The organism is Mobiluncus holmesii ATCC 35242, assembly GCF_000185445.1.
In the GTDB taxonomy this organism is placed as follows: Bacteria; Actinomycetota; Actinomycetes; order Actinomycetales; family Actinomycetaceae; genus Mobiluncus; species Mobiluncus curtisii.
Genome location: NZ_GL622346.1, coordinates 199,704 through 211,985 on the forward strand (window position 1 = coordinate 199,704; position 12,282 = coordinate 211,985).

The 12,282-nt window shown below is 54.4% G+C and carries 11 protein-coding genes; all 11 read left to right on the forward strand.

All coding sequences use genetic code 11. The features are described from left to right. Window positions 1-26: 26 nt before the first annotated feature. The 11 genes from alr (at window position 27) to HMPREF0576_RS00980 (ending at window position 12,279) form a co-directional block, all read left to right on the forward strand. Window positions 27-1,355: an alanine racemase gene (gene alr / locus HMPREF0576_RS00930; RefSeq protein WP_004010336.1), complete on the forward strand. Its 1,329-nt coding sequence runs from the start codon at window positions 27-29 to the stop codon at window positions 1,353-1,355. A 46-nt stretch (window positions 1,356-1,401) separates the two neighbouring features. Then, complete coding sequence (gene tsaE / locus HMPREF0576_RS00935) at window positions 1,402-2,013, forward strand: tRNA (adenosine(37)-N6)-threonylcarbamoyltransferase complex ATPase subunit type 1 TsaE (protein ID WP_004008290.1); 612 nt, start codon at window positions 1,402-1,404, stop codon at window positions 2,011-2,013. Between the two features lie 19 nt (window positions 2,014-2,032). Further along, window positions 2,033-3,163, forward strand: coding sequence for a hypothetical protein (locus tag HMPREF0576_RS00940; RefSeq protein ID WP_004010337.1), 1,131 nt, complete (start codon window positions 2,033-2,035; stop codon window positions 3,161-3,163). Between the two features lie 10 nt (window positions 3,164-3,173). After that, on the forward strand, window positions 3,174-3,899 hold the full coding sequence (tsaB, locus tag HMPREF0576_RS00945) for a tRNA (adenosine(37)-N6)-threonylcarbamoyltransferase complex dimerization subunit type 1 TsaB (RefSeq protein ID WP_036324119.1): 726 nt from the start codon (window positions 3,174-3,176) through the stop codon (window positions 3,897-3,899). A gap of 25 nt (window positions 3,900-3,924) precedes the next feature. Further along, window positions 3,925-4,437, forward strand: coding sequence for a GNAT family N-acetyltransferase (locus tag HMPREF0576_RS00950; protein ID WP_004010339.1), 513 nt, complete (start codon window positions 3,925-3,927; stop codon window positions 4,435-4,437). 188 nt (window positions 4,438-4,625) lie between these two features. After that, window positions 4,626-5,408 carry a succinate dehydrogenase cytochrome b subunit gene (locus tag HMPREF0576_RS00955; RefSeq protein WP_004010006.1) on the forward strand — a complete coding sequence of 261 codons (783 nt, stop codon included), beginning with the start codon at window positions 4,626-4,628 and terminating at the stop codon, window positions 5,406-5,408. Window positions 5,409-5,426: 18 nt separating this feature from the next. After that, window positions 5,427-7,400 carry a fumarate reductase/succinate dehydrogenase flavoprotein subunit gene (locus tag HMPREF0576_RS00960; protein WP_004010340.1) on the forward strand — a complete coding sequence of 658 codons (1,974 nt, stop codon included), beginning with the start codon at window positions 5,427-5,429 and terminating at the stop codon, window positions 7,398-7,400. Then, window positions 7,397-8,146 (forward strand): succinate dehydrogenase/fumarate reductase iron-sulfur subunit, encoded by a 750-nt coding sequence (locus HMPREF0576_RS00965; RefSeq protein WP_004010004.1) that lies wholly within the window; start codon window positions 7,397-7,399, stop codon window positions 8,144-8,146. Before HMPREF0576_RS00960 ends, HMPREF0576_RS00965 begins: the two co-directional genes overlap by 4 nt. 370 nt (window positions 8,147-8,516) lie before the next feature. After that, complete coding sequence (locus HMPREF0576_RS00970; RefSeq protein WP_004010003.1) at window positions 8,517-9,644, forward strand: serine/threonine protein kinase; 1,128 nt, start codon at window positions 8,517-8,519, stop codon at window positions 9,642-9,644. A 213-nt stretch (window positions 9,645-9,857) separates the two neighbouring features. Then, window positions 9,858-10,922, forward strand: a complete 1,065-nt coding sequence (locus HMPREF0576_RS00975; RefSeq protein ID WP_245527287.1) for a DMT family transporter — start codon at window positions 9,858-9,860, stop codon at window positions 10,920-10,922. Window positions 10,923-10,992: 70 nt separating this feature from the next. Next, window positions 10,993-12,279 (forward strand): MFS transporter, encoded by a 1,287-nt coding sequence (locus HMPREF0576_RS00980; protein WP_236589541.1) that lies wholly within the window; start codon window positions 10,993-10,995, stop codon window positions 12,277-12,279. Window positions 12,280-12,282: the final 3 nt, after the last annotated feature.

Here is a 12,282-nt window from a genome sequence, read left to right on the forward strand (position 1 = left end):
GAAAACAATTTTTGTAAAGGAAGATTATGACCAACGTGGATGTTTCCCAGTGGCCGGTGCGCGCCGTGGTAAATCTGAGTGCATACCAGGAAAATCTTGCCCAAATGCGGCGTTTTGCCCCGCACAGTCAACAAATGGCAATCGTCAAAGCTAATGCTTACGGACACGGTATTGAGCGGATGGCTCTGGCTGCGCTCGGTGCCGGCACGGAATGGTTGGGCGTGGCTAAGGCTAGTGAGGCTTTTCGGCTGCGCAAATACCTCGATAAGCACGGGGTGCCGCGTGACCATCTGGTCGACACTCCCACTTCCGCGATGATGCGTTCGCGCCTATATCAAACCGCAGCGATGGGTCTGCCTTCAGCTACCCGCCCCCGCATTCTGACCTGGTTGTATGCCCCGCATACGGATTTGCTACCGGTGGTGAAATCAGAAATCGACATCTCTGTTTCCACTTTGGATCAGCTCGACCAGGTGTCGCGAGCGTGTGATGCGGCAGGAAAACGTGCGCGGTTACACCTGAAAGTCGATACCGGACTGTGTCGCGCGGGAGCCACGGATGAAGATTTCCCGGTGCTGTGCAAGTTGGCGCGGGCACGAGAACGCGCCGGGCTCGTTGAAGTTAGTGCGGTCTGGTCGCATTTGGCGCGCGCGGATGAAGACACCGCTGCCGCTGAGGCTTTCACCAAGTCGCAATTGAAGGCTTTTGATGAGGCTTGGGAGGTCGCCCAAGAGGCGGGTTTGCGCCCCCAGCTGCGTCACATCGCCGCCACTGCCGGGATTATTTGGTATCCCGAGAGTCACTATGACCTGGTCAGGGTGGGGATTTCGGGATACGGTTTGAGCCCGAATCCTGAAATCGCGTCATCGTGGCAGCTGGGGGTGCGTCCGGTGATGCGACTGGAAACGAACGTGGTTCAGGTGAAAAGGGTTGAAAAGGGCGCCGCAGTTTCCTACGGCGGGGAATGGGTGGCGCCGGGACCGCGCTGGTTAGGGCTGTTGCCGGTCGGATATGCCGATGGTTTGCACCGCCTGGCAAAGAATCGCGGCGAAACCTGGATTAGAGGTCGGCGCGCCCCGATTGTGGGACGGATTCCTATGGATCAAATCGTGGTTGACCTGGGTCCGGCGGTGGACGATACGGGGACTTCCGTGCCGTGTCCGGTTGAACCCGGCGAGTTGGCGATTATTTTTGGCGACCCGAAGGATCGCCTGCTGGGGGGAATTCCGGGAGTTCCCACGCTTCCAACTGCCGATGACTGGGCGAAATGGACGGATACCATCAACTATGAAGTCATTACCAGCATTTCCCCCAATGTGCCGCGGGTTTATGTTAAAGACGAACCGGAGCGCTGAATACAGAGAGCTGACGCCGGGGCTGTTGAATTACTGAGGAGGAACGATGAGTCACGAGGGAAACCTGTTGCTGGAAGTCGAAACGAGGTCCGCAGCTGACACCCGTCTGTTGGGGCAAGCGCTGGCACCATTTCTGCAAGCTGGCGATTTGGTGATTCTGGAAGGGGATTTAGGAGCTGGAAAAACCACTTTGACCCAAGGTCTTGGTGTGGGATTGCAGGTCAACCAGCGGGTCACCTCCCCGACCTTCATCCTGGCTCGCAATCACACCAAGTCCCCCGACGCGCCGGGACCGAACTTGGTTCACGTGGATGCCTATCGTTTAGCCGGTAGCGACGATGTAGAAACTCTGGATTTGGAATCGGCACTTGAAACCGCGGTGGTGGTGGTGGAATGGGGGACCGGTAAGGTGGAGGACTTGAGTGCGCACACTCTGAAACTCTCCCTGAGCCGTCCTGAAACCGCCGAAGGTCCCATTACGGGAACCATCGTGGATTTGCCCGAAGATACGACTTGTCGAGTTGTTTTTCACGGTCTGGAGGGAACTTGGGACCTGTCAGGTTTGGTGCAAAAGTGGGAGGCTCTGCGAGCACAGGAAAACGCGAGTCTCGAACCAGGTGCGTCCGCTGAAGTTTGCCATGCTGAGGTGGAATCGTAAAAAGCCTGATAGGAATTCTATGCTAAGCGTTCTTCCGGTGCGTCGCGGGCATAAGTCCGTACTGGTCGGGATCATCGTGTTGCTGAGCGCGGTGGTGATGAGTTTTGCTGCGCCAGGTACCGGGCAGGCAGTAGCTGATACCGCGCCCAGGTTTTCGGTCGGTAGTGCAACTGTGAGGGCAACTCCGGACGGTGAGATTCTGGAGGGGCTGGCGTCGCGGGACTTTCGGAGCGACCTCCCTGATGATGTCCGGGTTTGGTTTAACAGCAAGGCCGCTACTCTAGGGCAATCCTTGCGGGGATACCTCCCGGATAACGCGAAAGTTTCTCCAAATGCTCAGATTGAAGTGGGAATTCCGACCCAAGTGGCGACCTGGTCTGCTCGATTGCTGCGGGGCACCTACAATTCGGAAAGCGCGGTAACCCCGATTGATATGTGGGTCGCCCCGGTGAGCATCGAGAACCGCGAACTTGGGGTGGTGGTCTATACGGAGGAAGAAAAAGACCTGTATCCCTTGCGGCTACCATCACGCGCTGACGCTTTGGCTCCCAAAACCACTGCCGGGGTTCCGGAACCGACATTGAGTTCACGTGAAAATAATCCGCAGGTTATGAGCGGGGTTGTTTTGGAACCAAAAAATTCTCATCTTCCTGTCCGGCTTGACGAGCCGGGTGCCAGCTATGCGCTGCCTGAGTTGGCGCATGAACTATTGACCACAGCGCCGGATGCTGCTCATCACAATCGTCCTGTGTATGACCCAATCATTCACGGTTGGTTCATGTTAGATGAGGAACGTTTGTTGCCGATTTCTAACGCAGCGCGTGCCCGCGTGGTCGGTGCCGTGACTTTGGCGCAGGTCCAAGAAGCCGTGCAATCTTGGTGGGGGACTGTCAACCCCACTCCCACGCCAACAACGGAAGCCTTGCCGACCAGCAGTAATACTCTGGTGTGGGTGGTAGTCTTGGCGGTCGCCATTGTGGGTATCGCATTGTTGGTGGTGTGGTTGACTTTTCGGTGGCAATCCCGCACCGAGGAGTCGGCAGAGGTGCTCTCTCTGCCGGATCCGGAACTGATTTTGGTGCCGATGTCTCCACCTACTTCCGCCGTCCCGACTTTAGCTGTGAATGGTTCTGCGGGAGAAGCGCATTAGGATTGTCTCTGTGAGTTACCTGTTTATCGATACCTGTGCCGGGGCGGGGGTTGCCCTGGTGAATCCCGAAGACCCCAGCGAGACGCTGGTGAAAGTTAATCCTGATGGAAAAGCTCAGGTAGAAGCCCTTTCATCGCTGGTTGCTGACGTAGTCCAGGAGGGGGGCAGACCGGAAAAAATTGTGGTTTCGCGCGGACCTGCTCCGTTTACCGGGTTGCGGGTCGGTCTGGTTACAGCTCGTACCTTGGGCTTTGCTTGGGACGTCCCGGTCTTGGGGGTGGATGAGCTTTTGCTGCAGGCTCAGGCAGCCGCTGGCGTGCTGTCCGGCGCTGATTGCCCCTCTCGGGCACGGGGGGAGACTCCACGCTGGATAGTTTCCCTAATGGATGCCCGCCGACACGAAGTCTATGCTGGGCTGTTCAGACCGAATCCGGCGGGCGGACCGGTGTCGCAATGCGGGACCGACTGGGTTGGTTCGGCGGGACTTCTCAAGGATATTGCCCAAGGGTGGGACCGTGACTTTACGGGGTTTGCTGACGGGGGAGTGTTCTTGGTCGGCAACGCTGCCACCCAAATCACGGGGCAGACCGTAGACGTAAGGTTTGCAGACCTGGCTCGAGCGGCAACCTCCCTTGTGAATGGGGCAGCAGGGGATACCGAAGCCCCACAGGAACTGGCTTTGCAGAGCACCGAGCCGCAGTACCTGCGCCGCCCGGACATTCAACAAAAGTCATAGCCGAAGCCAAAATCACTGGTGAGACATGCTTCGTGACGGGGTAATTGCAGATGCAGTATGCCTGGAGGGAGCCGAACAGGAGTGCTTCGGGGCTGACGCCTGGGAACGGGAGGCGGTGGCGTCCCTGCTGGTGCATCCGGATGTCAGTGTTAGGTTGAGTTTTAGCGAGTCTGGGGATTTGGCAGCGTGGGCGGTGTGGGGTCTGGGAGAGATGAGCGTTCCGCTACGGGACCTCCCTCCTGCTGACCGCAATCAGGCGATTCCAACTGAAGCTCGTGGAGACAGATTGATACGAGTCTTATCATTGGCGACCCGCCCGAATTGGCAACGAAAAGGCTACGCTACGCAGCTGTTAACAGATGGTTTGCGCCGGGGGCGAGACCGGGGATACGTCGGAGCGGTGTTAGAGGTTCGATCCGGCAACAAGGCAGCTCAGAGTCTCTATACAAGTCAAGGATTCCAGGTGCGAGCGCAGTTGCCGTTCTGGTTTCAAAACCCGGCAGAGAACGGTCTCATCATGGTGAAAATGTTTTTCTAAACTCAAATGTTTCGAAAAAATTTTATCCCCGTTGCTTACGTGCTGACATGCGCAACTGGATAAATAGGGACTTTCGACCTGAGCGTACAGGTAAATTTGCAGTTCAAGACCATTTTAAGGGTTGTAAAACGAAACTTTTGACCTGATTCAGCCAAGCCGCCCTCAGAAAATCTTATAGGCTCGACATCGTGGCCAATACAACATTAACTACAGATAACAAAGCAATCAAGACCACCGTTATCATCAAACAAGCCATGGCGATTACTGGCGCGTTTTTTGTGGGGTTCGTGATTTTGCATGCCTACGGGAATCTCAAAGTGTTCTTCGGGGCGACCGTGTATAACGATTATGCGCTGCATTTGCGCACATTTCTCATGCCCATACTGCCCTATGAAGGGTTGCTGTGGATTCTCCGGGGCTTGCTGGTAGTTTGCGCCCTGGTGCACGTTATTTCCGCTATTGTCCTGTGGCGTCGCGCCAGACTCGCGCGCGGTTCTCGCTACATGGTTAAAAAGTCGTTGGCGACTGCTTACGCGGGACGCACCGTCAGATGGGGTGGCATCATCCTGTTACTGTTCTTAATTTTTCATTTGGCGCACTTCACCATGAAGTTTGCCAAGGTTGGCGACGCGGCAGCCTACGCATCGCACCAGGTATTCCTGGATCCGATGGGAAATGTCGTTGATGCTGCCGGACCGGGGATTATCTCCGTGATGGAAGGCAATCCCTACGCCATGATGTACACAACCTTCTCGAATTGGTGGATGGTGTTGGTTTACGCCATCGCGGTAGGCGCGCTGTGCTTGCACATCGCTCACGGCGTTTGGTCCGCGTTGCAATCTATGGGCTGGTTGCGTCGCAACACCCAGTACACGGTTCAGATTATTTCAGGCTTGATTGGTCTGCTGGTGTTCGCAATGTTCCTGGCTCCGCCGGTGGCTATTCTCGCCGGAATGCCGATGCTGGCGTGAGGAAGGTAAGGAAAGACAATGACTGAACTGATTGACGGTTACTACACCGAAGGCGATAAAATCGCCGATACTCGGGCACCGATGGACGTTCCTATCTCCGAGCGCTGGTCCACCCGCAAGTTCCGTGGCGGTCTGGTGAACCCCACAAACCGGCGTAAGCTGCACATTATTGTGGTCGGTACTGGTCTGGCAGGCGGCGCCGCAGCTGCTTCCTTGGGTGAACTTGGCTACCACGTGGACGCATTTTTCTATCAAGATTCGGCGCGACGGGCTCACTCGATTGCCGCTCAGGGCGGTATCAACGCTGCTAAGGGCTATCGCAACGACAACGACTCGGTCTTTCGACTGTTCTATGATACGGTAAAGGGCGGTGACTATCGTAGCCGGGAAAATAACGTTTACCGTTTGGCGGAAGTCTCTGCCGACATCATTGACCAATGTGTCGCCCAGGGTGTGCCTTTCGCTCGCGAATACGGCGGCTTGCTTGACAACCGTTCTTTCGGTGGCGTGCAGGTCGCGCGGACGTTCTATGCGCGTGGCCAGACCGGTCAGCAGCTGCTGATTGGCGCCTACCAGGCATTGAGCCGCCAGGTTAAAGCCGGCACGGTCATCGCGCACGAACGTCACGAAATGATGGACCTCATCATCAAGGACGGTAAAGCCCGCGGCATCGTGACCCGTGACATGACCAACGGACAGGTCGAGACGTGGATTGCTGACGCGGTGGTGCTGGCCAGCGGCGGCTATGGCAACGTGTTCTTCCTGTCTACCAACGCGATGGGTTGCAACGTTTCTGCCGCGTGGATGGCATATAAACATGGCGCTTACATGGCAAACCCGTGCTACACCCAAATCCACCCGACTTGCATCCCACAGCATGGCAACTTCCAGTCCAAGCTGACGCTGATGAGTGAGTCACTGCGTAACGATGGACGTATCTGGGTGCCAAAGAAAGCGGAGGATTGTTCCAAGGATCCTCGTGAAATCCCCGAGGAAGATCGTGACTATTACCTGGAACGTATCTACCCCTCCTTCGGAAACCTGGTGCCTCGCGACATTGCGTCTCGGCAAGCCAAAAACATGTGTGATGAAGGTCGTGGTGTCGGACCCAAGATTAACGGGGTAGCTCGCGGTGTCTATTTGGACTTCAGCGAGGCCATCGAGCGCATGGGGCGGGATAAGGTTTCGGAAAAGTACGGAAACCTTTTCGACATGTACCAGCGTATTACCGGAGACAATCCTTACGAAGTACCGATGCGTATCTACCCCGCAGTGCACTACACGATGGGTGGCTTGTGGGTCGATTACGACCTGATGAGCAACATCGAAGGTCTGTACGTGGCTGGGGAAGCGAACTTCTCGGATCACGGCGCGAACCGTTTGGGCGCCTCTGCTTTGATGCAAGGTTTGTCTGACGGTTACTTCGTGTTGCCGGCGACGATTTCGGACTACCTGTCTCACGGCGCGATGCCGAAGTTGAACCAGGATGACCCGGTCGTTCAGGAAGCTCGGGAGCATGTCACCAGCAAGGTAGAACGGTTGATGTCCATTCAAGGCACCCAGTCGGTTGATTCTTTCCATAAGCGTTTGGGTCAAATTATGTGGGAAAAGTGTGGCATGGAACGTACCGATGCGGGCTTGCGTGAAGCTATTACCGAGATTCGCGAGCTGCGCGAGGAGTTCTGGAAGGACCTGCGCATCCCTGGACGTGCCGACGAGCTAAACCAGTCCTTAGAAAAGGCCTGCCGCCTGGCAGACTTCCTGGAACTCGGTGAGCTCATGTGTATTGATGCCCTGCACCGCAAGGAATCCTGTGGTGGTCACTTCCGCGCTGAATCTCAAACGGAGGAAGGCGAAGCGCTGCGTCACGATGACGAGTTCCTTTATGTGGCGGCTTGGGAATACGGCGGGTCTGATGAGGCTGCGCCTATCCTGCACAAAGAGGACCTCATTTACAAAGATATTCAGCTGAAGCAACGGAGTTACAAGTGAACATTACATTACGAGTTTGGCGTCAAAAGGGTCCGTCCGACAAGGGCGCGCTCCATGAGTATCATCTCACTGACATATCCGAGGATGCTTCCTTCTTGGAAATGCTGGATATTCTCAACGAGCAGCTGTTCGCTCAAGGTGAGGAACCGGTGGCTTTCGATTCGGACTGCCGCGAAGGCATCTGCGGGATGTGCGGTATTGTCATCAACGGCGTGCCTCACGGTCCGCACAAGAACCGCACCACGACTTGCCAGCTGCACATGCGTACCTTCAAGGATGGCGACACGATTACGGTAGAGCCTTACCGCTCGCGGGCTTTCCCGATTCTGCGCGACTTGGTGGTGAGCCGTGCCGCGCTGGATCGCATCATCCAAGCCGGCGGTTATATCTCGGTCAATACGGGTTCTGCCCCTGAAGCTCACTCGGTGCCGGTGCCGAAGCCCGATGCGGATCGAGCATTTGAAGCTGCGGTCTGTATCGGCTGTGGCTCGTGTGTGGCGGCTTGCCCGAATGGCTCGGCTATGCTGTTCACTTCCGCCAAGGTCACTCATCTGGGGTTGCTCCCGCAAGGCAAGGTGGAGAATTACGAGCGTGTGGTGGCGATGTTGAACCAGCACGATGCAGAAGGCTTCGGCGCTTGCCAGAATATCGGCGAGTGTGCGGCGGCGTGTCCGAAGCAGATTCCCTTGGATTGCATTAGTTTCTTGAACCGTCAGCTGGGCAAGGCCTTCTTAAAAGGCAGATAAAACCAGCGCGGTGAAGTAATCGAGAAATGTGGCGCCCCGGATTCTGGGGCGCCACATTTGGCTTAGAATCGCGTTTTCACGGGCAAATTAAGCAATTAGGATTTTTTTAAAAATATCTCTGTACATTCTGAGTGAAAGACTGTACACTTGTACCATCAGGTGATGGAGAGATGCCTTGGCACCGCTACAGAGCCCCTCATTGGGTTCCAATGGGGATAAATACCAAAGTTGGCAATCCAACTTTGCATTTCGTGAATTTTGCACGGAATGAACGCCGGGAGCAAGCCGAAGATGGTCAACTTCCAGCGAAATATTGAACAACAACAAAGCAGATGCGCGAGGCAGCGCATCGTAGCAAAAGGAGACAGATATGGCGAAAATCGTTAGTTCTTGGAACGATTTTGATCCTTTGAAGCGCGTGATTGTCGGTCGTGCCGACAACTCCATGATTCCCCCGGAGGAACCGGCGACCTCCGAGAAGGTTCCTGTCGATTCCGAGATGCGCGGTATGTGGGGTATGCGCCCGCTCGAGACCGTGGAAAAGGCTAATGCTCAGCTCGACAACTTGGCAAAGATTCTGGAAGATCACGGCGTTATCGTTGACCGTCCCACCCCGTTGCAGTGGAACCAGGCCATCGGCACTCCGGATTTCCGCAACGACTCCATGATGACCTGCATGCCTCCTCGCGACATCTTGCTCACCATTGGTAACGAAATCATGTCGGCTGCGAACTCCTTCCGTTGCCGCTACTTCGAGTACTTGGCTTACTGGCCCTTGATGAACCAGTACTTCGAGGAAGATCCTGAGTTCAAGTGGACCCAGGCTCCTCGTCCTCGTTTGACTGACAAGTCCTACAAGCACAACTACTACGATGAGAAGATTACGCTGGAGGAGCGCTTGGAGCGCACCGCCGCTAAAGACTTCGTGACCACCGAAGTTGAGCCCTTGTGGGATGCTGCTGACGTGATGCGTCTGGGCAAGGACCTGTTCATTCAGCATGGTTTGACCACCAACCGCAAGGCTATGGAATGGTTCAAGCGCTACTACCCCGAATTGCGCGTTCACGCCGTGAACTTCCCCGGCGACCCCTACCCGATTCACATTGACGCGACCTTCGTGCCGCTGCGTCCGGGTCTCATCATCAACAACCCGCACCGTCGTCTGCCCGAAGAACAGCGCAAGATCTTCGAAGCGAACGATTGGCAGATTGTGGATGCGGCTCAGCCGTCTCACACCACCCCGCCGCCTCTGTGCTACTCCTCCGTGTGGTTGTCCATGAACTGCTTGGTTCTGGATCACAAGACGGTTATCGTCGAGGCTTCCGAGACCAACCAGCTCGAGCAGATGGACAAGCTGGGCATGAACGTGATTCCGGTTGCGTTCCGCGACGCTTACCCGTTCGGCGGCGGTCTGCACTGCTCCACCGCGGACGTTTACCGCGAGGGCACCTGCGAGGATTACTTCCCGAACCAGGTTGCTGATCCGACTCTCGTCTAACTCGAGTTAGATTCAATCTAGAATTAACACGATGACAGTTCATGTTGGGGCTGCGGAAAGATTTTTCGCAGCCCCAATGTGATATAAGCGTGAAGTAGCGCTGATTATTCTTTTCTACTAAATCCACATATTGTGAGCTCCTCAAAGAAGAGGAGGACGAGTTGATAATTCGCAAAGGTCGTGATGACAATGAGCACTGAAAATAACTATGTAATGAACACAAAATTGGGTGTCATTACCATGCTGATTTCCGCAACAGGCATGGGGTTGGTACCACTGTTTAGCCGGTGGGCTACGCGTACAGATATGTTTGACGGAACTAAAGGCTTAAACGCCGGGAACAGTGTCGGTGCCCTCATGGCAGCCGGCCGTATGACTATGGGCATTATCTTTTTCGTGTGCATAGTCCTGTTAACAAAAAAGGTTCAAGTCTGGAAAGAACTAAAAGTTTCCCCTGCCATCATCATGGGTGGCGTGATGATTGGTCTGTCCTTGGGCTGCTATGTAACCTCGACTTTGCTGACCACTGTGGCTAACGCCGTGCTGCTCATCTATATCGGACCGGTCGTCTGTATTGTGTTGGCTCGGATATTCCGTAAAGAGCCCATGGGCGTGGTTCAATACGTTTGTCTAGTGGCGGTGTTCACCGGTATGTTGTTCGGTAACCAGCTGATTGGCTTTGGTGACAAAGGATTCTTCGTCGATTTCAACTTGGCAGCCTCCACTCCTGAATTTCCGCTTGCTGGTTTGGGCAACATTTTTGGTTTCTTGTCTGGTATTTTCTATGGCGCATCGATGTTCTTTAATGGCTACCGCAAAGATGCAGACACAGCGGCCCGCGGTGTGTGGAACTTCATTGCTGCCACGGTAGCGTCCGGTAGCTTGGCGCTGATACTGCACCTCGTCGGCACTATCGGTCACGTTCCCGGTTGGGCGCTCGACCTCCATTTGACCCCCTTTAACTGGATAGGAACGGTTCTGCTGTGGATTATCTGCGGACCTATCGCATTAGGGTTCCTTTTGGTGGCAGGACGAAACCTGCCGGCTGCAGATTACGGCATTATTGCCTACTGGGAAGTGCCTGTGGCTTTGTTCATTGGTTTGCTGATATTTGGCGAAGCCCTGACTATTAACACGGTTCTAGGCTTTATACTGGTAGTAGGAGGAGGAATGTACCCGAGCATCAGTATGCTGCGCCAGAGCCGAAAGAACCGCAAACAGAGTCGTTTATCGGGCGCGGATCAACCAACAGAGGTTGTGGACACGACCGTATCCTGACCTTGGGATTCGGATTTAATCCAATAACCAGTTCGGGATTGATATGTCAGATATTAACCAAACCGAAAAAATGGAAACAGACGATACGATAGTACGTCGAGTACTATCGTCATCGTTCCTGGGAAACTTTGCGGAATGGATGGATTACGGTTCCTATTCGTATCTTGCTACTGTAATCGCTGTAGTATTCTTTCCAGATGGGGATGCTAGCGTCAAACTCCTAGCGACTTACGCTGTTTTTGCGCTCTCCTTCTTGGCACGCCCCATAGGGGCATTCTTCTGGGGTTACATGGGTGATAAGAAGGGGCGCAAGTGGTCCCTGACGGCTTCAATCTTGGTGATGACGGGTTCTACCAGTCTCATCGGTTTGATTCCAAGCTACGCAACCATTGGGATAGCCGCTCCACTACTGCTGCTGTTGTTGCGGCTTACCCAAGGGTTCTCCGCATCTGGTGAGTACGCCGGAGCGGCCATCTTTATCGCAGAATATGCACCGGTTAATCGTCGAGGCTTCTATTGTTCCATGGTTCCGGCATCTACTGCTGTCGGACTCATGTGCGGTTCATTCCTGGCAACGATTCTCACGTTGACCATGTCGGACTCGATGATGCAGTCAATAGGGTGGCGAATACCGTTCTTGCTGGCTTTCCCACTCGGGGTAGTGGTACTGACTCTCCGGCTCCGCCTGGAGGACTCCGAGGTGTATTTGCGGATGCTTGATAATCTCAAGGAATCCGGCAAAAAGATGTCTTCACCGCTGCGGCTGCTGTTCACTAAGCACCTGAAGGAAACTCTGATTTGTTTCGGGGTTTCATCCCTCAATGCCATCGGCTTCTACATGGTGTTCACGTACCTGCCGGTCTACATTGAAACTGAAGTGAAGCTCGGCACAGTTGAAAGTAATATCATCACCAACATCACGTTGATTGCCTACGTGTTGATGATATTTTCATCAGGAAAGCTATCGGACAAATTTGGACGAAAGAAACTGATGATTGCGGCATCGGTATCTTTCATACTGCTTACCGTGCCGGCTTTCCATATTCTCAATACAGGTCAAGCTGTTGTTATTCTGATTATTGAGCTGATTTTGGCATATTGCCTCACGCTTAATGACGGAACTCTCTCATCCTTCCTTTCGGAGACTCTCCCTACGGAAGTGAGATACAGCGGTTTTGCCATTTCGTTCAACCTGGCTAACACGATTTTCGGCGGCACGGTTGGTTTCATCTCCACCCTGCTGATAAAAACCACCGGAAATTCTATCTCGCCAGCATACTATATGTGTGTTATCGCAATCTTCGCTCTCATCTGTATGATTTTCGCCAAGGAATACAAGGATAAAGAACTGAAGTGACGC